The sequence below is a fragment of the Paenibacillus sp. IHBB 10380 genome (genome assembly GCF_000949425.1).
GTDB lineage: Bacteria > Bacillota > Bacilli > Paenibacillales > Paenibacillaceae > Paenibacillus_AQ.
Map to the genome: position 1 here is coordinate 943,043 of NZ_CP010976.1, position 19,378 is coordinate 962,420.

Below are 19,378 nucleotides of genomic sequence, written 5' to 3' on the forward strand. Positions count from 1 at the left end.
CAGAGAGCTTTGTATTATCGATCACTAACTTCTCAATTCCCTCAATGTCGGTTAAGTTTATACCCATTTTCTCCGTAATATCTTGCCAGTAGAGGAGTTCTATGCGTTTTTGTTCAAAGAGAGCGTTTGTGTCCCTTAACAACTGAAGGTATTTTCTTTGTTTCTTCGCGTTTACGTATTCATTGAAAGCGGAGGGAGCATCTTCCAAACTGCGTATGCTGGCGACTACTCTTGATCGGTTATCAAAGGTTCTAATTCAAGGAAGCTTAGGCACTTATCCAAACATAAATAATGGATTCATATTTCTCCACAATGGAGATTCAAGGGAGAGGATTAACTATGACAGACAAGCCAATTGATGGACATGTATCACCGTTTGAAGAAGTGCGGCAGGTGGATGAGAACGCAAATGAGTATTGGACAGCTCGTAGCTTAGCTAAGATATTGGATTATACTGACTTTCGAAACCTTGAAAAGACAATTATGAAGGCACAAACTGCCTGTATGAACAGCGGACAAGAAGTGGAAAACCATTTTGTTAAGTCCAACGAAATGGTTGAGATTGGCTCCGGTGCAAAACGATCTATTCGAGACTACCGCCTTTCTCGGTACGCATGTTATCTCATCATTCAAAACGCTGATCCAGCAAAGGAGATTGTAGCTCTGGGCCAGACCTATTTTGCAGTTCAAACTCGCAAGCAGGAGGTATTTGAGCAGGCCACAGAAGATGAACGGCGTATCATGCTGCGTGATGAATTGCGGAAGCATAACATTCAGTTGGCTGATGCTGCTTACCAAGCAGGAGTATTAACGACCATTGATTTTGCTGTGTTCCAGAATCACGGGTACAAAGGTCTGTACGGCGACTTGGATGCTAAAGGAATTCACAATCATAAAGGATTGAAGAAGAGTCAGAGGATTCTCGATCATATGGGCAGTACCGAGTTGGCAGCTAACCTTTTCCGCGCTACTCAAACCGAAGAGAAAATACGTAGAGAGAACATCCAAGGAAAAGAAGAAGCAAACCAGGCTCACTTCGATGTAGGCGTCAAGGTACGGCAGACGATCCGTGAACTAGGCGGCACTATGCCAGAGGATTTACCGACACATGAAGATGTTAAGAAAGTTGAAAGGAGATTGCAGCGAGGTCAGTTAGATCTGTCATCTGGAGATAAAGACTCATCCAACAAATAACTATAAGGTGGCGTATATTATGGCAGTGATCAAAGATAAGAACGTAAAGGTTAATCCGTGGTATTTTACTATTGAGGTAGGTAAAGGAAGTGAACGCAAGCGAATCAAGCGTCGTGGATTCAAACGAAAGCAAGATGCTACAGAAGCAGAAAGGGCTCTATTAAATGAATTAGGACAAGGCCTTAATCTGGATGCTTCTAAGACACTCTATCGTGACTTTATGCAGGACTTTCTCCGTGATAAGAAAGCCAGAGTCAAGCAGGGTACGTTAGATACTTATACTGCTTTGATCAAAAATCACATTCTTCCTACGCTGGGTGATCTGCAGCTCGGCAGTATCACGCCCCGGCATATACAGAATCTGTACAACGATATCATTGAATCTGGACGACTCTCAGGAGAGAACTTGCAGAAGGTCCACACGCTAATTAATGAAAGTTTGAAGAAGGCTGCCGGTTGGGATATGATCATTAAGAATCCAGCTGCTGTGGTGGATCGTCCTATTGCCACTCTCAAAGAGATGCTTTACTGGACAGATACAGAATCTCATATGTTTTTGGAGGCGGCGAAGGTGGATCCGTTATATTGCGCCTTCTTGCTAGCTATAACAGCCGGAATGAGACAGGGGGAAATACTAGGTTTAAGGATTCAAGACAGCGACACAAAAAATAGGACAATCTCTGTACGTCAAATCCTTAATCACAATGGAAAGGACATAGAGCCAGGGGCAAAGTCTGCATCAGGGATCCGAGCTATTGGAATTGATAAGGTTACAGCTGCAGAGCTGGGGGAGTTGGGTCACAGGGTTAAAGAAAGGAAGATGTTGAATAGGGATATATATGAGGATAATGATCTGCTTATTTGTACTGAGTTAGGAACGCCAGTATCACCGAGAAACTTGAACCGATCATTCTATAGAATTATCAAGAAGATCAATGTAGCTATCACTAAACGTATAGAGAATGGTGAGCAGGTGGAGCTTTTGAAGAAGATTCGTTTTCATGATCTCCGACATACACATGTGGTCATGTTGCTGAAGATGAATGAGAATAGCAAGAGGATTGCGGAGAGAATGGGGTGGTCCAGTATAAAGATGCTCGATCGATATTCACATATTACACCGCATATGCAGCAGGAGACTGCGGAAGCATTCGGAGAGATGTTTTTTGCGGCACCAAATGGCACCAGTAAGGAAGTTAATTCGCTTTAGTTGAATAAAGGGCACCAGTTCGGCACCAGATGGGCATTTTGGAGCCTTATTTGAGGACTGTATTTAACCTATGAAATAACAAAAACCCTTGATACACAAGGGTTTTCAGTGATGATCTGTACTGGATTCGAACCAGTGACCCCTACCCTGTCAAGATAGTGCTCTCCCGCTGAGCTAACAGATCATAATATGTAATTATCTTGTTTTCCAAAGACTTTTTCTATCATATCAGCCCTTATAGCAGGTGTCAATACTTTTGGGTCAATAAGCGTGATTCTAGCAATCTATAGGTTTAAACATGGGTAAAAGAGTCTACAATGCTTGGTATATCCATTCGCAAAGGAAGTGGTGATGGTATGCCGACGAATAAGAGCTGGTGTCTGGTGGTAAGTGTCGTTATCGTTATTATGCTTAGCGGATGCTCTTTGGAGCAGGAACAATCAACAACTGTTGAGTTAGAAAGGTTAGATTCGCATAATACGCCTGTGATGGAAGAAGTATACTCAGATTCGGTCATAGAAGAGGTTTACTCTACAGATGAAATTTCTCTTCCATAAATAATAGATCAAGGGCCGCCATTTGTTTATGGTGGCCCTTGATCTATTATTCTTCTTCATCCCATTTACGTGAATAACCCTTTTGGGTGACGTAAAAGAAAGAGAAGATGAGTACTATGGTCATCACGACACCAAGGAAAATAGTCACACCCATGCCCATAATGATGTTAGCTCCTTCTCTGAATGAGTTTATCGAATTTTACTCAACTATACAGGAAATTATTTTTTTTGTATAATAGTCGGACGACAATTGGGTCTCAACATTAGAGAGAAGGAGAGGATAGATAATGGCTGCAGAGATTATCCATGTAAAGACTGAGGACCAGCTCCAATATGGTCTAGATATTCGGAAGAAGGTATTCGTAGTCGAGCAACAAGTACCGGTGGAAATAGAGATTGATGAATATGACAAGATTAGTCCAGATGTACATCACATTCTTATCCAAGATGATGGTGAATATGTCGCTACAGGACGGTTGATATATTATGATGATGATACGGCGAAGATGCAAAGGATTGCTGTAGATCGTGATTATCGGACAAAGGGTTTTGGAAGAGTATTGTTGATGGCTATGGAGAACTTGGCACGGGAATTGGGTATGCATTATTCGCTGCTCGATGCTCAGTGTCAGGCGGAAACGTTTTATCGTAAACAAGGTTATGAAGTTATCTCAGAAGAACCATTTGATGATGCTGGTATTCTCCATGTACGGATGAAGAAAGCTTTATAGTTTTTTGTTGCATGGAATTACTTCTATATGGGAACCATAGATATAACCTTTGAAATAAAGGTATTACATGGACTAAAGAGGAGTGATTCTATGGGAAATGTAGAACGTGAGCAATTCGTTGCTGTACAGAAAAATGGCGATGGAGATTTGACCGCTTTTCGGACTTCCTCTGGTCGTGTGCTGGATTATAATCAGGCTAAAGAAGAAGTAAATGCGGGGAATATCGCCGGTGTTAATTTATTTAAAGGTAGGGATGGCGAGTTATATATTCGTGGAGACGCGGATGGAGACCCTACCAATAATTTGGACCAACTTCCTCGTTTTGAATAAATTTGCATGAACAAGCAGCTTCAAAGTACCTTATGGGTACTTGAAGCTGCTTTTTTAATATCAGAAAGTATAAATTTCCATCTATATTTCATCGGTAACCGAATGCCATTCTTTTGGGACGATGATGTTGGTTATCCTTGTTTCTGTATTATTCATATTCATAAATACGTTGCTGCTCTAAAAAAGTCATCGAGCCTGTTGCATCTATAAACTCGTCTTTATTGTCTCCATAATGCATTAGATAGATGATCCGTTGGATGTCCTCAGGAAGTGTTAATAACTCTTGTAGTGTTGAATGTACTTCACCTGATCCTGTTAATTGGCAGTCATGAAGGATGACATCACAGGATCTCTCGTGTACTAAATAAGCCAGTAATGAAGGATTAAATTTCATATCAGCACTATAGAAGATATGTTCATTCAGATAGAGTGAGTAACTCATTTTACCAGGGATATGTTCTGTAGGTAAAATTTCAACATGGATCTGATCAGATATGAACTGTGCTTGACCGGGGGAGAGGGGGATGATTATGAAGATATCCTCCAGCGTCATAATTTCACCTTTTTGGTATAATCCACCCTTTAAGGTGTGTTCCCATAGAATGTCGATGAGTGTGTCAGCAATATATAGAATCATTTTGCGCTTATGTTTAAATTTCATAGTGAAGGCTAGTTCTTCAAGTCCACCGACATGATCTGCGTGGATATGGGTGATTAATACAGCATCGATATCGTCAAAGGAAACGTTTAATTGGTGCAAAGCTATCGGTGCAGTTACACCACAATCAATTAACAATGTGAACTCTTTATCGTAAATTAGAGCGTTGTTGTTGAAATAACGTCTGGCAAAAGCACTGCCTGTTCCCAACATCTGTAGTTGTATGCTCAAACGGTGTAACCTCCTTAACATTTGTATTCAATATACCATTAGATAAGGGGGGCATAACAGGTACATTATTCCAGAATGGTATGACATCAGAGTTCCCAACTGATCCATTTCTCATACAATGGAGAGAGGCATCAGATAAGGAAATGAGGAATCACGTATGGTTAAAGCTAAGGGGAAGAAGCCTGTTCAACCTAAAGGAGAAAAGGCGAGAAGAGGGATGAAAATCGTGACTTCGGATGTATGCGAAGTATGTAAAACACCTTGCCCTGCAGGCATGGAATATGCCGCGCGAATGAGAATTCCAGGTACAGTTGGTAAAGGAATACCTTGCATTCTTACAAAATAAGTTCATAAAAGATGAGATCATAAAGCCTGCTGGACGATTTATGCAGGTTTTTTTCTAATGAATACCATTAACACCGCAACTTGCGATTTAACTTGTAGTATAAATAATGACAACATGAATGGAAGGGGGGATCAATAATGAGATGGAAGAAAATTATGATAAGCACACTTGTACTTTCTTTGATGGGCGGATCACTTTTGTTTGCTGATTCGGTTTCACAGAAGGTTGGCTTGTGGGTTAATGGCCAAGAGGTTCAAGATGGCGGATATATGATTAATGGTAAAACTTATGTGCCAGTTCGTGAATTTAATGGGGTTGTGAATTGGAGTTCAGAGAATAATGAAGTGAAATTCTTGAAGCCTAACGTACATATTTTCCTTTTCAAAGGGGATACTGTATTTGGGAATGTGAATAAGGGGAAGCTCAAGTTCAGCGTGTTCTCTCAAGTAGATGGATTAACAACGAATATAGCTAGCGTGAAGGTGGCTATTACGGACCCCGCGGGTAACATGTTAGATATTCAATCTCAGGATTTAAGTAGTGATCAGAAGGATAACTTTTGGTTCAGAACATATGATTTTACTTACGATTTCAAAACGACTGGAAAGTACACCATAGGCTTCTACATAAAGGTATCTAAGAATGCTGAATACCAACTGGTCACTCAGAAAATTATTACAGCTTTGAATTGATGCTAGAGAATGTGTAGTGGGGAGCTGAGGGGCCAATAGAACTAGGTGCAGTTCCAAATTGACCTCCACAGTCTTCCATGTTACGATAACAAACGTATGATAATCCAACCAGAAGTGAGGTTTTCAAATGAGTGATCACACACATGAACACGGCGATGGATGCGGTTGCGGACATGATCATGAGCAAGGCCATGAGCATGAAGAGTTTGTCATAACGTTGACAGATGAGCAAGGCAATGACGTGGAAATGGTTCTTGTAGAGACTTTTGATGTAGGCGAGAAGGTCTATGCTCTGCTGCTAGAACGTGAGAACCCTGAAGCGGATGGCATCATCCTGCGAATGGAAGAAGAGAACGAGGAAATGGCGCTTTATAATATTGAAGACGAAGAAGAATGGAAGTCTGTTGAAGAAGTATATAATGTGCTTGTAGCACAGCAGGAATAGATGACATTCTAACCCAAGATATTATATGAAAAGAAGCACTGTATATACAGTGCTTCTTTTTGTGGCCAAATATTAGATAAATATTTCATCGGTAATCGAATATCGTCCTTTGGAACGACGTAGTCGTCTACCCTTAGATGATGTTAGAATATAGCGTCTGTCTCTACAATGACTTTAACATTGTGGATATAACGGTCTTCAGGTCCCTTAACGGGAAGGCCTACTTCAACATGATCAATGATGTAATCAATGTTATCTTGGGAAATGACTTCACCGGGCAGTAGAATAGGGATTCCTGGTGGGTATACATATATAAATTCTGCGATTATCCGGCCTGCCGATTCCTTGAATGGAATGACTTCAGTATCTGCATAAAAGGCATCTCTAGGTATGAGAGAAAGCTGTGGTGTTTCTGGGATTTTGATAACGAGTTCATGAGCTGGGTTCACTTGATAATAAGTTGAGGACATTTTACGCAAGGCACTCAATAAGATATCTATTGTATCTTGCTCATCACCGGGTGTAACTAGACAAAGGATATTGTACATGTCACTCAGTTCAACTTCCAAGTTGTAATGCTCACGTAGCCAGTTCTCAGTCTCGTACCCTGTAATTCCTAAATGACGAACATGAATAGATAGTTTTGTGGGATCATAGTTATGAGTCGCTTCTCCACCCAAGATTTCAGCCCCGAAACAGTAGAGACCGTCAATTTGGTTGATTTCTGTCCGCGCATACTGTGCCAGATCAATAGCCTTTTGCGCAATATCATGTCCATGCAACGCCAAATTGCGTCTTGAAGTATCAAGTGAGGCTAGAAGGATGTAAGAAGTTGACGTCGTTGTTAGCATGCTAATGATGGTCTGAACACGATGGGGTTTCACGAATCCATTCTTCACATTCAGATTAAGGACAGAGCTTTGTGTCAACGATCCTCCTAATTTGTGCACACTAGTAGCAGCCATATCGGCGCCAGCTTCCATCGCGGACATCGGAAGATCTTCATGGAAGTGAATAAGTACGCCGTGCGCCTCATCAACAAGTACAGGAACGTTACGGCTATGAGCTAGCTCCACAATTTCCTTAAGGTCTGCACATACGCCATAGTATGTTGGATTGATCACAAGGACAGCTTTCGCATCAGGATGACGATCAAGCGCTCTTCTGACAGAACTGGTGGTAATGCCATGGTCGATCCCTAGGTTCAAATCATGTGCTGGAGAGACAAATACAGGTTTAGCTCCCGCAAATATGATGCCTGACATGATTGATTTATGTGCATTACGTGGAACAATGATCTTATCACCAGGAGAACACATGGATAGAATCATGGTCATGATTGCACCGCTTGTACCTTGTACACTAAAATAGGTATAGTCCGCTCCGAATGCATCCGCTGCTAGGGTCTGTGCTTCTTCAATGACACCTGTAGGTTGATGTAAATCATCAAGTGGCGAAATATTGATTAGATCTATAGAAAGGGCATTATCGCCTATGAAATCCCGGAATTCCTTATCTGCACCTCTACCTTTTTTATGTCCAGGGATATGAAATTGAACGGGATTGCTGTCCGCATGTTTTTTGAGTGCAGTAAAAAGCGGCGTGGAACTATGATCCATGTGTGATGTCACAACCTTTCTTTAGTTGAAATACAAACATGAGTATAGCAAATTAGGGGGGGAATGCAAGTTTTAGTTTAATCTATTTAGGATGTGAAATTTATTCGTAATATGGGTAATTTATATAATAGATCTTCAGATTAGAAAGGGATGAGATAAATATGACGCAAGAAACGCAGCATAATGAAGACGCAACGGTCGTCAGACGACGATTGAGATCTCCTTTTTTCATCCAATTGATGATTATTATCTTCTTGGTAGAATTTCTAAAAGGCTCATTACTCGTGACGTTACTACCCGTGTACATGAAGAATTCACTTGGATTAACCGCTTGGAGTATAGGGATAGCTTTCTCACTGCAATATGTAGGGGACAACCTGTTTCGCAGCCCTTCAGGCTGGATTTCTGAACGTTTGGGCTTTCGTAAGACGTTGTCAGGAGCGCTGTTACTTACGGTGATTGCTGTTGCAATTATAGCATTCTCATCTGCGCCCCTCTGGCTTGCCATAGCTTGTTTAATCTTAGGAATCGGAACATCCCCTCTTTGGCCCTGCGCAATGACAGGTGCAACAGAAATATCGGGTCCGAATAACAGTAACGGTACAGCGATTGGGGCGCTTGAAATGGCTTCACTTGCAGGTATTGGTGCGGGACCTGTTGTGATGAATTTCTTGATGCAACATACAGGTTCTAACTATCACACGGCTTTCTTGTCTTTAATTGGCTGTGGTGTCTTGTTAGTTCTCGTTGCATTGTTGCTTCCTGGACGTGTTCATAGTGTTGTACCACATATTCAGGAGGAGGAAATCGTACATCGTAATGTACTGGCTTATGTAGCGTTCAAGATATTAAAGCTTGTGAACAGTGTTAAGAAAACTTTGCATGAAGTGAAGCACACCTTGAAAGTCAGCTGGCTTGTTTATCCCGCTTTATTTATGCAATCATTTGTCATTGGATTGTTGACACCTGTCATTACGTTGTACGTACAGAACGATCTACACTTTAGCCCTAATATGTACAGTATTCTGTTAATTGCGGGTGGGGGAATTACGGTTGTTGCTCTTATACCGTGTGGTAAGCTTGTAGATCGATTTGGGACCACTCCTTTTCTACACGCTGGTTTTATCCTAGCTACTGTTTCTATCGCAATCTTTTCCATGGTTCGATCATTGCCTCTTGTATTTGTATTTGTCGCCTTGATCGGTATTAGTTATGCGTTTATTCTACCTGCATGGAACACGTTTATATCGCATTTGGTACCTAAAGGTGAGAGAGGTGCGGTGTGGGGATTCTTCTTGACCTTGCAAGGATCTGGGATGGTTGTAGGTCCGATTGTATCGGGGAGAATGTGGGATGTAATGGGGCATGCTGCCCCATTCATCACAAGTAGTGTCGTCATGGGCTTACTGTTCATCACGCATTGGGTGTTGACTAAGAAACAAACAAATGCAGCCCACTAAGAAAAGGATTGTTTGTAAAGTGGAAGCAGGTTCTCGAACGTAGACTGGATGAGAGATATAAGTTGGTCACCATTGCTCAGAATAGCATCGTCGTTCGAGATACGCAGACCACATAAAATTTCGGATTTTTTAATGGTTGATAATTTAATTGCCATCGCCTGTAACTCTTCCGTTGATGTGTCTCCGTTTAGTTTGCCCTGTGGTTCCATATGATCCATGGACCAATAGTAATGGTTAGGAATTATTTTTTTGAATTTGTTCGTATCATCTGCTAAATTTTTGCCGAATACGGCTTTATTAGAGCTTTCATAAATCACTGCAAAAATAATAAACAGATGTGATGAGAACATCCCAACTTGGAAATGTGGGAGTGCCTTATATCCTCTTTTATTAGCGGCCCAAGCTACCCATGTATCGTTAGGTGGATTAACTGTACGCCGCGCATGTTTGGCGACATGTTGATACATTTCTTCGCCACAGAGTGCAGATAGAAAAGGAGAAATCTCCCCTCCAAGTATCTCAAGTTTAGGTCGAACATTGGCTATCAAGGCTTCCATTCGTTGTTCTAGCCCTGGTACTTGAAAGACATCAAAGTCTTGTTGGTTAAATCCAGTGAATGACATATCTATATCTCCTATTCATGCGTTGCAAATTGTAACGCTTTTTTGTCTTTTCTTCATTATATCATAGACTTGTCCAAGCACTCATCTTGGATAAAATGCACCTAATTTTGAAAGGACAGGTTTGCAAAGGCATAGAAAAGGGTAAAAATAGTCAATAAACCAAGTTACACTTACATAGGATAAAGTATAAAATAAATAGTAAGCGAATTAGATCTCAGTAGGACGTGTTATATCTCTAAATCAGTCGTTATTCTTATGATATCAACCAAGTCTTAGGGGGGGAGTGCCGTGAATAAGAGCTATGAAGTGGAATACAGCAATCTGGAACTTAGATTTAAAAGACGGCATATTCAAGACTTAATCAAAGAATTGATTCAAGAGGGCTACTCCCTTTATTGGAGTGAGAATGAAGCTCTATTCATTGTTTCGGTAAGAACAGGACGTAAATTGGTTAAGTTACGCTTTGTGAGAACACGTAGTGGTTACAAGATGGTTGGAGATTATATTATTCGTGATGCTCGGCTTGCGGATTGGATGGAGAAATTGATTGAAAATACGCGTGGGCATGCAGTGGTAAAACGATTTAAAGATCGACAAATTCTCATCGAGAATATATTGTTCGGTGAAGTAATTCAGTTAGTCGAGATTTCCGGTTATCAGCAAAGAGTTCTATTTCAGAAAGCCCCTCTTGTAACAGAACAAGAGATGGCTGGAATGTATCATTCCAATGAAGGGGATTTACGCCTTAAGTTACGGCAGGTTGAAATGGACGATGAGCTAGAAAAGTTGTACCAAGCGATGGAAAATAAGGATACAGAAATGATCCAGCAGTGTAAAGATCAGCTTAGTCTAATCAGCCGTGAATTGATGATGCTTGAATGGTGAGAAAGACTTTGGTTTACAATAGAAGAATCTCTTGAGTTAAACACCTCGAAATCGAAAGCGGGGTGTTTATTCATGAGAGGAATTAGCAGCAGGGGTTCACTTCTACTCGTAAACACGTTAATATAGTAGTATTCTATATAAATAATTAAAAATAAATGGAGCAAAGGATGAAGAAACCAGATGGCTAAACAACAGATAGGTGTCATTGGACTTGCTGTAATGGGCAAAAATTTGGCTTTGAATATTGAAAGCAAAGGCTTTACAGTTTCAGTATACAATCGCTCTCCTGAGAAAACGAATGACCTTCTCAAAGAAGCAGAAGGCAAGAATTTGATTGGGGCTTTTTCCGTTGAGGAATTTGTGGAATCACTTGAAGTGCCACGCAAAATTCTAATCATGGTCCAAGCAGGTAAAGCAACCGATGCAACGATTGAACAATTGTTACCCTATCTTGATCAAGGTGACATCATCATCGACGGAGGTAACGCATACTTCCCAGATACACAACGTCGTAGTAAAGAACTTGAAAACAAAGGATTCCGTTTCATTGGGGCTGGCGTTTCTGGTGGGGAAGAAGGAGCATTGAAGGGTCCTTCGATCATGCCTGGGGGTCAAAAAAGTGCTTATGAGTTGGTTCAACCCATTCTTACAGCCATTTCTGCTAAAATAGACGGCGAACCTTGTAGTACATATATTGGACCAGACGGTGCAGGACACTATGTCAAAATGGTGCATAACGGCATCGAGTATGGAGATATGCAATTAATAGGTGAAGCTTATCATCTGTTGAAGGATGTATTACACCTAAATGCAGAAGAACTACATGAAATCTTCACGGAATGGAACAAAGGGGAATTGGATAGCTACCTCATCGAGATCACAGCTGATATTTTCTCTAAATATGATGCAGAGACTAGTAAACCAATGGTGGATGTTATCTTGGATGCTGCGGGTCAAAAAGGAACAGGTAAATGGACAAGCCAAAGCTCACTTGATCTAGGTGTGCCTTTATCTATGATCACTGAATCCGTCTTCTCACGTTTTCTTTCTGCTATGAAGACAGAGCGTATAGAAGCGAGCAAAATATTGAATGGTCCTGTAGTAGAACCTTTCCAAGGTGACAAGGCAGAGTTCATTGAGAGTATTCGCAAGGCTCTGTTTGCAAGTAAAATCGTATCGTATGCTCAAGGATTTGCGCAGCTTCGTGTCGCTTCTGACGAATATGGCTGGGACTTGAAATATGGTGAACTTGCCAAGATCTGGCGTGGCGGATGTATCATTCGTTCCCGTTTCCTACAAAACATTACCGATGCTTATGAGAACAATCCAGCGCTTAAAAACTTACTACTAGATCCATTCTTCAATGATGTTGTAAGTAAATATCAAGGGGCTTGGCGTCAAACGATTGCTACTGCTGTAACAAGAGGTATCCCGGTACCTGGGTTCGCAAGTGCTCTTGCATACTTTGACAGCTATCGTACAGAAAGATTGCCTGCCAACTTGCTTCAAGCACAACGCGATTACTTTGGTGCTCATACCTTCCAACGTGTAGATAAAGAAGGATCTTTCCACTACAATTGGATGCAAGAATAGTCAAATCTTAAATGGGTGGTTCAGGTTGTGAACCACAAGAGGGGACAAGGCCATGCATGACTTCCATTAGGCATGACCGCATTCTTTCTTGGTCAAGATCATTTGGCCAAGACCTGCTCAGTAGCAGTAGGGTCACCTCACCAAAACATTGGAATTTGTGTAACAATCGTGGCTTAGAGAGATCCAGCAGTGCTGGGTCTTCCTGAGCCACTTTTTGTTGTATGTAATGGAACACCCAAATCATGTCGTCACGGCAAAGCACATGACTGGGGTCATAGATCTGTTCAATACGCTTTAATCCAGTTATGGGTGTGAATTCTATATGTGACATCTCAGATAGTCCACTCCTTTCTATCTATTCAAATAACTCTCTACTAAAATATTGAGTTACTTTAGTATATGAATTGATAGCTATAATAGAATCACTTTTTTGGATGATTGTCGAAGCTTTTGGGGCTGTGTTATGATATGACAATGAGATCATGATGAAAGCTAAAGGATCGTTAGATTAAGGGGTGAAACTTTGAATCAATCCCAAGATAATATCATCCTAATCGGAATGATGGGGACGGGTAAATCTACGGTTGGTTGCTTGCTAGGGGAGCAACTTGGATATAAGTTGGTAGATCTAGATGCTGCTGTAGAGCAAGAAGTTGGATGTAGTATCGCTAGCATGTTTGCTAATCATGGAGAAGCTTACTTTCGACAAGCAGAGACATCCATGCTTCAGAAGGTGTTGACAGGCACACAGCAGGTGATTGCAACAGGCGGTGGAGCTGTGCTTAATCCTTTGAATTGTGAGCTTATGAAGAACCAAGGATGGGTCGTAGCATTAACCGCGGAAGTGAATGACATTGTTGCACGTGTACAGGGGGATGGAGTAAGACCATTACTCGCGGATAATCCGGAGAGCAGAATTCGTGCCATACTCGAAGAACGGAAGAGTGCGTATTTATTTGCTGATTACACAGTCGATACATCGCAATATTCTGTGGAAGAAGTAGCATCTTTGATTTTAGCACATTACCGCGTCTAAGCTTGTTGCCAAAGCCCAAAGTATTAATCTTATACGTGATTGGAATTATATTATATAACTGTTGAAGAGGAGCTATATCACTATGGACGTTATCGTTAGACCGACACCGGAGTTGAAGGGAACCATTGGAGCTTTATCTTCCAAAAATTATACAACACGCTACTTGCTTGTAGCTGCATTAGCCGAAGGAACGAGTACGATCTATTATCCTGCACATAGTGAAGATAGCGATGCTATGAGACGCTGTATTCAGGATTTAGGTGCCGTTCTAGAAGAGGACGAGGAGAAGGCTGTAATCACAGGGTTTGGCAGACACCCCAAGGATATTAAGGAGCTTAATGTAGGTAACGCAGGGGCTGTATTACGCTTCCTCATGGGTATCGCCACATTGTGCCCGGAGGTTACTTTTGTTAATACATATCCTGATTCTTTGGGGAAGAGACCTCATGATGATTTAATAGAAGCACTGGGATTATTAGGAGTTGAAGTAGATCACAACAACGGACGATTACCAATAACGATCCGGGGCGGGCAACCTAAGGGTGGTAAGATAAGCGTATCAGGAGCTGTGAGCTCTCAATATTTAAGTGCACTCCTCTTTCTAACACCGCTATTGGCTGAAGATAGCGAAATTGAAGTGTTGGATGATTTGAAATCTAAAGTTGTTATTGGTCAGACCCTTGAAGTACTTGAACAAGCGGGAATCGTGATTCATGTGTCCGAGGATTACATGCATTTTCGAGTGCCTGGAGGACAGTCCTATCAAGCGAAAACCTATACAGTACAAGGGGATTATCCTGGATCTGCGGCAGTTCTTGCTGCGGCAGCCGTCACTCAATCTGATGTCGTGATCGAACGGTTACCTGTATACAGTAAACAAGGAGAACGTGCCATTATCGATGTGCTTAAGATGATGGAGGTTCCGCTTACCCATGAGAACGATATTGTACGTGTCCAAGGGAACGGTCACTTAAAGGCTGTGGAGTTCGATGGAGATGCTGCTACAGATGCCGTACTAGCTATGGTAGCCGCAGCAGTGTTCGCAGAAGGAACCTCTCGTTTCTATAATGTAGAGAACTTACGGTACAAAGAGTGTGATCGAATTACTGATTATTTAAATGAGCTTCGTAAAGCAGGCGCTAATGTGGAGGAACGGCAAGCAGAAATTATTGTACATGGTCGTCCAGAAGGTGTTGAAGGTGGCGTAGAGATTAACGCCCATTACGACCATCGTGTGATTATGGCTCTTAGTATTGTAGGACTGCGTTCTAAGAACCCAATTATAATTAAGGATGCTCATCATGTGGCTAAATCCTACCCTCAGTATTTCGATCATATTCGAGCGCTTGGCGCAAAGGTAGAATGGGTACAATAGAAAAAAGGAGGGATGAAGGATGTCATTTACGAATCCGACTCGTGAACAAATTGGTGTGATTCTAGAGAAGGCTGGCAATATTGCAGTGGTAGGGTTATCTGATCAATCCGATCGCACTTCTTATATGGTTGCCTATGCAATGCAATTGAAAGGGTATCGAATTATTCCTGTCAATCCAGTGGCTAAGGATAAGCAAATACTCGGTGAGGTCTGTTATTCATCGCTTAAGGATATTCCTGAGCCTGTTGACATTGTTAATGTATTTCGACGTAGTGAATATTGCGCAGCAGTGGCTCAAGAAGCCGTAGACATCGGGGCGAAGGTACTTTGGTTACAACAAGGTATCATAAGTGATGAGGCAGCTAAGATCGCTGAAGAGAATGGCCTGGCCGTTATAATGGATCGATGCATTAAGGTAGAGGATTCATTAGCTCTAAGTCATCGTGGTAAGAAAGAATAAAATGACAGTTCATCAATTGGGAGACACCAAGCAAGCGCTCGTCATGGCTTCTTTGGTGTCTTTCACTCGTTGTTATATTGTATTCATTCGTTTTTAGGTTTTTGATTTCTTGAAAATGAGTAGTGGCTTTTTATTTTGACAAAATGACTAGTAACGCTTACCATTCAATATACATAGGTTAAGCGCGGTGTAGACTTACATCTTTGGTAAGCACTATGGAGAAAGGGGGGGTACCTTGAATTGGTTGGGATCTTTACAACAGCTCGGTAGAGCAGTCATGCTCCCTACAATGGTGCTACCTTCTGCTGCTATTTTGTTGAGTATCGGCAGTCTGCCTTGGGAAGCATGGGGTCTTTCATCCGTAGCAGAAGTAAGTACGTGGGCAGGACAAGCCATTTTTTATTTCTTGCCTTACCTATTCTCTGTTGGAGTAGCATGGGGACTTGCCAATCAAGCTGGGCCAGCGGGTCTTGCGGCATTGGCTGGAATGTTTGTCTACGATCAAGTGACGGGACATCTTGGGAATGGCGGTATCCAACCTTCTACATTAATCGGGATTATATTTGGGATTATAGCAGGTGTCTCATATAACCGATTTCGAAATATTAAGCTTCCGGAAATCGTTCAATTTTTCGGCGGATCAAGATTTGTTCTACTGATCGTTGGACTTTTTTCAGCTGGATTTTCTTGGGCAATGGTTGGAATAGCACCTCTTTTGCAGAGGGGTCTTAATGAATTGACCTTTATTATGACACAGCTGGGTGGATTCGGGTTGTTCGTATATGGCATGTTATACCGAATTCTAACCGCGTTTGGATTACATCATTTGCTCAATAATGTATTTTGGTTTCAAGTGGGAACCTTTACCACAGCTGATGGGACTGTTATCCAGGGGGATTTACCCCGTTATTTTGCGGGTGATCCTACAGCCGGAATTTTCATGGCGGGATTATTTCCGATCATGATGTTTGCACTGCCAGGGATTGCCTTTGCGATTACCCATGAGGCTCGTGAGGATCTTAAACCTAAGATCAAGAAGACATTCTTAACAGCTGCTTTAGTCTGTTTTTTGACAGGAGTGTCTGAGCAAATTGAATTTGCATTTTTATTTGTTGCTCCTTATTTATTTATAGTGCACGTTGTTTTGTCAGGTTTAGCGATGTCTCTTACATATGCACTGGACATCCATCATGGCTTCTCATATTCAGCAGGAGTTATTGATTACATACTTAATTTCCATCTATCCCACAATGCCTGGATGCTACTTCCGATTGGTGTAGGGTATGGACTGATCTATTACTTGTTATTCAGATGGGCAATCCGGAGGTTTCGGATTCCGACACCTGGACGAGAAGAAGGATCTGTACTGGAAGATTGGGGAGGGAGTATTCCTTATCAAGCGCCACTTATACTAGAGGCACTTGGTGGAAAGTCCAATATTGTACAAGTTGAATCCTGTATTACACGTCTTCGCCTAACGGTCAAAAATGACAGATTGATCGATAGTAATGGACTTAAATCGTTGGGTTCGGCAGGACTGATCAAGTTGGGTGGGGGTAATGTTCAAGTTGTGTTTGGTACGTACTCTGAACTTATTCGTGAGGAAGTGAACAAGCTGATGCAAAGAGATCTGCAGCAAGTATTGTTCAATGCACCCGTTAAGGGAGTCATGCTACCCATCGAAGAAGTGCCAGATCACATTTTTGCGGCCAAATTGGTGGGCAATGGTGTAGCCTTTCTGCCGGAACGAGATGAATTGGTATCTCCCGTGTATGGAACAGTTATTCATGTATATCCAACGATGCATGCCCTTGGTATTTCTACACCAGAGGGGCTTGAGGTACTGCTTCATATCGGAATAGATACTTCTCAATTGAAGGGTGGACATTTCACAGCTATGGTTAAAGAAGGGGATAGTGTAGTTCCAGGGCAATTGCTTGTCAAATTTGATTTACCGTATCTTCGCAACCACGCTGCTTCATTAGTAACACCTATGGTTATTACTAATCCAGAGCGAGTGAGATCTTGGAGCTTTGCTCCTTTTAAAAGTGTTAAAAAAGGGCAGGCATCCGTAATGTCTGTTGTTCTACACGACAGGAATGTTGGAGGGTTTGAATCATGATACAAGGCATCGGCGCTGCGGCAGGCGTAGCAATAGGTAAGGCATTTGTTCTTCCGAGTTGGGAATGGGATCTCCCTGAGTCTAGAATGGATGCTGTAGATTTAGCCAAGGAGTTTGAGCGGCTCTATGAAGGTATTCGTACTTCTAGAGATGAGATCGAGTTCATCAGGAACGAATTCAAAGAGGTGGTTGGAGGGGAAGAATCCAGTATTTTTGATGCCCACCTTGCTATTCTAGAAGATCCTGTTTTTATGAATGAAATTCAAGGTATCATTGAACGCCAATATAAAGCGGCAGAAGTTGCAGTGAAAGAAGCCATTGATCATTTTGTCACGATGTTCGATTTGCTAGATGATGAGTACATGAAGGAACGGGCATTAGATATTAAGGATGTAGGGAACCGATTATTAAAACATTTGCTGGGGGCACCTGAAATTACACTCCCAGTGGATACGCAACCTTATATTCTAGTGGCCAAAGAACTTTCACCGTCTCAATTCGTGCATCTTAACCCTTCACACGTGCTAGGCATTGTAACCTTAGTAGGTGGCAAAACATCACATTCGGCTATTATGGCACGCGCGATGGGAATTCCACTGGTATCGGGGCTTGAGAATAAACTTGAGACGCCTATTCAGACAGGGGATTTACTCGTCATTGATGGAGATCAGGGGCATGTGTACATTCACCCAAATGATGCTAAGGTAGTACAGTATGAAGCTATTCGGAAAAAGCAACAGCAGAAGAAAGATCAGCTCCAGCTGCTCTCTGCCGTGGACGCGGTTACGAAAGACGGGACAAAGATACACCTTGCTGCAAATATTAGTTCGGTTAAAGAAATGGACCTAGCGTTGAAGTTTGGTGCGACTGGGGTTGGTTTGTTTCGAACAGAGTTTCTCTATATGGACCGGACTTCCTTTCCAAGTGAGAATGAGCAATTCGAAGTTTATCGCCGTGTAGCCGAGCAAATCGTGATGGGGTCTGTCGTGATTCGAACGCTTGATATTGGGGGAGATAAGCAGCTTGATTATTTCTCTTTACCAGAAGAAGATAATCCCTTCCTAGGATACCGGGCTATCCGAATTAGTCTGGATCGTAAGCCATTGTTCAAAACTCAATTAAGTGCGATCCTACGGGCCAGTGCTTACGGCAATGTTAAGATTATGTTTCCAATGATTTCATCTGTTGATGAAGTGAAACAAGCTAAAGACATAGTACGCGAAGCGATGGCTGAGCTAGATGAACGAGGACTGGCTTATGATGCTAATATTCAGATTGGTATCATGATTGAAGTGCCTGCTGCCGTAACGATAGCGGATTTACTTGCAGAAGAAAGTGATTTCTTCAGCATAGGTACCAACGATCTAGTGCAATACGTATTAGCTGTGGATCGTATGAATGAGCAAATTGCTCATATGTACCATCCCTTCCATCCAGCGATATTAAGGATGCTTAAAATGACTGTGGAAGCAGCACATGCAGCAAATATCCCAGTGAGTGTCTGTGGTGAGATGGCAGGAGATGAGCGTGCGATTCCATTATGGCTTGAGCTTGGAGTAAATGATTTAAGTATGTCTCCGCAATCATTACTTAGAATGAAACATCGTTTATTAAATACCAATGCTGCCGATGATCGGCAAGTTGCCAAAGACTGTTTCAAGATGCGTACGAATTCTGAGATAGAGGGCATTCTAACTCATTATCATGAATCCCATGGCAGTAGTCGTTCCATGGCTAAAGATTAAGGACGCATAGAGTTAAGCCTCCGTATACATTTCTATTGGAATGTATACGGAGGCTTATTTTTCAAG

20 protein-coding genes and 1 tRNA gene are annotated in these 19,378 nt (G+C 41.9%); 16 read left to right on the plus strand and 5 right to left on the minus strand.

The window, feature by feature from the left end:
• The first annotated feature begins 339 nt into the window (after positions 1 to 339).
• Together dinD and UB51_RS04130 are read left to right on the plus strand one after the other, a co-directional pair.
• The gene (dinD, locus tag UB51_RS04125) at positions 340 to 1,194 is read left to right on the plus strand and encodes a DNA damage-inducible protein D (RefSeq protein ID WP_044876200.1); all 855 of its coding nucleotides are present in this window, start codon (positions 340 to 342) and stop codon (positions 1,192 to 1,194) included.
• 19 nt (positions 1,195 to 1,213) lie between these two features.
• Positions 1,214 to 2,404 carry a site-specific integrase gene (locus UB51_RS04130; RefSeq protein ID WP_044876201.1) on the plus strand — a complete coding sequence of 397 codons (1,191 nt, stop codon included), beginning with the start codon at positions 1,214 to 1,216 and terminating at the stop codon, positions 2,402 to 2,404.
• A 112-nt stretch (positions 2,405 to 2,516) separates the two neighbouring features.
• Here UB51_RS04130 and UB51_RS04135 read toward each other — a convergent pair.
• A tRNA-Val gene (locus tag UB51_RS04135) sits at positions 2,517 to 2,588 on the minus strand.
• Between the two features lie 133 nt (positions 2,589 to 2,721).
• Between UB51_RS04135 and UB51_RS04140 the strand changes: the two genes are divergently transcribed.
• The 3 genes from UB51_RS04140 (at position 2,722) to UB51_RS04150 (ending at position 4,022) form a co-directional block, all read left to right on the plus strand.
• Positions 2,722 to 2,961, plus strand: coding sequence for a hypothetical protein (locus UB51_RS04140; protein WP_044876202.1), 240 nt, complete (start codon positions 2,722 to 2,724; stop codon positions 2,959 to 2,961).
• 287 nt (positions 2,962 to 3,248) lie between these two features.
• On the plus strand, positions 3,249 to 3,692 hold the full coding sequence (locus UB51_RS04145) for a GNAT family N-acetyltransferase (protein ID WP_044876203.1): 444 nt from the start codon (positions 3,249 to 3,251) through the stop codon (positions 3,690 to 3,692).
• A 90-nt stretch (positions 3,693 to 3,782) separates the two neighbouring features.
• Positions 3,783 to 4,022, plus strand: coding sequence for a DUF3892 domain-containing protein (locus UB51_RS04150; protein ID WP_044876204.1), 240 nt, complete (start codon positions 3,783 to 3,785; stop codon positions 4,020 to 4,022).
• Between the two features lie 148 nt (positions 4,023 to 4,170).
• On the opposite strand, the gene UB51_RS04155 is transcribed toward UB51_RS04150, so the two are convergent.
• Entirely contained in the window at positions 4,171 to 4,911 is a 741-nt protein-coding gene (locus tag UB51_RS04155; protein ID WP_044876205.1) for an MBL fold metallo-hydrolase, read from the minus strand.
• A 157-nt stretch (positions 4,912 to 5,068) separates the two neighbouring features.
• Between UB51_RS04155 and UB51_RS04160 the strand changes: the two genes are divergently transcribed.
• The 3 genes from UB51_RS04160 to UB51_RS04170 all read left to right on the plus strand — a co-directional run bounded on the left by UB51_RS04160 (position 5,069) and on the right by UB51_RS04170 (position 6,394).
• Positions 5,069 to 5,257: a hypothetical protein gene (locus tag UB51_RS04160; RefSeq protein WP_044876206.1), complete on the plus strand. Its 189-nt coding sequence runs from the start codon at positions 5,069 to 5,071 to the stop codon at positions 5,255 to 5,257.
• A gap of 137 nt (positions 5,258 to 5,394) precedes the next feature.
• The gene (locus tag UB51_RS04165; protein ID WP_044876207.1) at positions 5,395 to 5,949 is read left to right on the plus strand and encodes a copper amine oxidase; all 555 of its coding nucleotides are present in this window, start codon (positions 5,395 to 5,397) and stop codon (positions 5,947 to 5,949) included.
• 127 nt (positions 5,950 to 6,076) lie between these two features.
• Positions 6,077 to 6,394: a DUF1292 domain-containing protein gene (locus UB51_RS04170; protein ID WP_044876208.1), complete on the plus strand. Its 318-nt coding sequence runs from the start codon at positions 6,077 to 6,079 to the stop codon at positions 6,392 to 6,394.
• Positions 6,395 to 6,537: 143 nt separating this feature from the next.
• Here UB51_RS04170 and UB51_RS04175 read toward each other — a convergent pair whose 3' ends face one another.
• Complete coding sequence (locus tag UB51_RS04175; RefSeq protein WP_044876209.1) at positions 6,538 to 8,013, minus strand: aminotransferase class I/II-fold pyridoxal phosphate-dependent enzyme; 1,476 nt, start codon at positions 8,011 to 8,013, stop codon at positions 6,538 to 6,540.
• Positions 8,014 to 8,174: 161 nt separating this feature from the next.
• On the opposite strand from UB51_RS04175, the gene UB51_RS04180 reads away from it, so the two are divergent.
• Complete coding sequence (locus UB51_RS04180; RefSeq protein ID WP_044876210.1) at positions 8,175 to 9,473, plus strand: MFS transporter; 1,299 nt, start codon at positions 8,175 to 8,177, stop codon at positions 9,471 to 9,473.
• On the opposite strand, the gene UB51_RS04185 is transcribed toward UB51_RS04180, so the two are convergent.
• Positions 9,470 to 10,096: a YktB family protein gene (locus tag UB51_RS04185; RefSeq protein ID WP_044876211.1), complete on the minus strand. Its 627-nt coding sequence runs from the start codon at positions 10,094 to 10,096 to the stop codon at positions 9,470 to 9,472. The two genes, UB51_RS04180 and UB51_RS04185, sit on opposite strands and share 4 nt — an antisense overlap.
• A gap of 288 nt (positions 10,097 to 10,384) precedes the next feature.
• Between UB51_RS04185 and UB51_RS04190 the strand changes: the two genes are divergently transcribed.
• Both UB51_RS04190 and gndA read left to right on the plus strand, forming a co-directional pair.
• Positions 10,385 to 10,981, plus strand: a complete 597-nt coding sequence (locus UB51_RS04190; RefSeq protein WP_044876212.1) for a hypothetical protein — start codon at positions 10,385 to 10,387, stop codon at positions 10,979 to 10,981.
• A 180-nt stretch (positions 10,982 to 11,161) separates the two neighbouring features.
• The gene (gndA, locus tag UB51_RS04195) at positions 11,162 to 12,574 is read left to right on the plus strand and encodes an NADP-dependent phosphogluconate dehydrogenase (protein WP_044876213.1); all 1,413 of its coding nucleotides are present in this window, start codon (positions 11,162 to 11,164) and stop codon (positions 12,572 to 12,574) included.
• Between the two features lie 7 nt (positions 12,575 to 12,581).
• Here the strand turns inward: gndA and UB51_RS04200 are convergent, their stop codons facing one another.
• Complete coding sequence (locus tag UB51_RS04200; protein ID WP_044876214.1) at positions 12,582 to 12,905, minus strand: hypothetical protein; 324 nt, start codon at positions 12,903 to 12,905, stop codon at positions 12,582 to 12,584.
• 192 nt (positions 12,906 to 13,097) lie between these two features.
• Between UB51_RS04200 and UB51_RS04205 the strand changes: the two genes are divergently transcribed.
• The 5 genes from UB51_RS04205 to ptsP all read left to right on the plus strand — a co-directional run bounded on the left by UB51_RS04205 (position 13,098) and on the right by ptsP (position 19,312).
• Positions 13,098 to 13,610, plus strand: a complete 513-nt coding sequence (locus UB51_RS04205) for a shikimate kinase (protein ID WP_234405540.1) — start codon at positions 13,098 to 13,100, stop codon at positions 13,608 to 13,610.
• Between the two features lie 82 nt (positions 13,611 to 13,692).
• On the plus strand, positions 13,693 to 14,985 hold the full coding sequence (gene aroA, locus UB51_RS04210) for a 3-phosphoshikimate 1-carboxyvinyltransferase (RefSeq protein ID WP_044876215.1): 1,293 nt from the start codon (positions 13,693 to 13,695) through the stop codon (positions 14,983 to 14,985).
• 19 nt (positions 14,986 to 15,004) lie between these two features.
• Positions 15,005 to 15,445 (plus strand): CoA-binding protein, encoded by a 441-nt coding sequence (locus tag UB51_RS04215; protein WP_044876216.1) that lies wholly within the window; start codon positions 15,005 to 15,007, stop codon positions 15,443 to 15,445.
• Positions 15,446 to 15,680: 235 nt separating this feature from the next.
• Positions 15,681 to 17,567: a glucose PTS transporter subunit IIA gene (locus UB51_RS04220; protein ID WP_044876217.1), complete on the plus strand. Its 1,887-nt coding sequence runs from the start codon at positions 15,681 to 15,683 to the stop codon at positions 17,565 to 17,567.
• Positions 17,564 to 19,312, plus strand: a complete 1,749-nt coding sequence (gene ptsP, locus UB51_RS04225) for a phosphoenolpyruvate--protein phosphotransferase (RefSeq protein WP_044876218.1) — start codon at positions 17,564 to 17,566, stop codon at positions 19,310 to 19,312. Before UB51_RS04220 ends, ptsP begins: the two co-directional genes overlap by 4 nt.
• Positions 19,313 to 19,378 lie beyond the last annotated feature (66 nt).

Excerpts from the sequence above, each read along its gene's own strand:
- dinD (WP_044876200.1), top strand. The coding sequence starts at position 340 with ATGACAGACAAGCCAATTGATGGACATGTATCACCGTTTGAAGAAGTG.
- UB51_RS04130 (WP_044876201.1), top strand. The coding sequence starts at position 1,214 with ATGGCAGTGATCAAAGATAAGAACGTAAAGGTTAATCCGTGGTATTTT.
- UB51_RS04140 (WP_044876202.1), top strand. The coding sequence starts at position 2,722 with ATGCTTGGTATATCCATTCGCAAAGGAAGTGGTGATGGTATGCCGACG.
- UB51_RS04145 (WP_044876203.1), top strand. The coding sequence starts at position 3,249 with ATGGCTGCAGAGATTATCCATGTAAAGACTGAGGACCAGCTCCAATAT.
- UB51_RS04150 (WP_044876204.1), top strand. The coding sequence starts at position 3,783 with ATGGGAAATGTAGAACGTGAGCAATTCGTTGCTGTACAGAAAAATGGC.
- UB51_RS04160 (WP_044876206.1), top strand. The coding sequence starts at position 5,069 with ATGGTTAAAGCTAAGGGGAAGAAGCCTGTTCAACCTAAAGGAGAAAAG.
- UB51_RS04165 (WP_044876207.1), top strand. The coding sequence starts at position 5,395 with ATGAGATGGAAGAAAATTATGATAAGCACACTTGTACTTTCTTTGATG.
- UB51_RS04170 (WP_044876208.1), top strand. The coding sequence starts at position 6,077 with ATGAGTGATCACACACATGAACACGGCGATGGATGCGGTTGCGGACAT.
- UB51_RS04175 (WP_044876209.1), bottom strand. The coding sequence starts at position 8,013 with ATGGATCATAGTTCCACGCCGCTTTTTACTGCACTCAAAAAACATGCG.
- UB51_RS04180 (WP_044876210.1), top strand. The coding sequence starts at position 8,175 with ATGACGCAAGAAACGCAGCATAATGAAGACGCAACGGTCGTCAGACGA.
- UB51_RS04185 (WP_044876211.1), bottom strand. The coding sequence starts at position 10,096 with ATGTCATTCACTGGATTTAACCAACAAGACTTTGATGTCTTTCAAGTA.
- gndA (WP_044876213.1), top strand. The coding sequence starts at position 11,162 with ATGGCTAAACAACAGATAGGTGTCATTGGACTTGCTGTAATGGGCAAA.
- UB51_RS04200 (WP_044876214.1), bottom strand. The coding sequence starts at position 12,905 with ATGTCACATATAGAATTCACACCCATAACTGGATTAAAGCGTATTGAA.
- aroA (WP_044876215.1), top strand. The coding sequence starts at position 13,693 with ATGGACGTTATCGTTAGACCGACACCGGAGTTGAAGGGAACCATTGGA.
- UB51_RS04215 (WP_044876216.1), top strand. The coding sequence starts at position 15,005 with ATGTCATTTACGAATCCGACTCGTGAACAAATTGGTGTGATTCTAGAG.
- ptsP (WP_044876218.1), top strand. The coding sequence starts at position 17,564 with ATGATACAAGGCATCGGCGCTGCGGCAGGCGTAGCAATAGGTAAGGCA.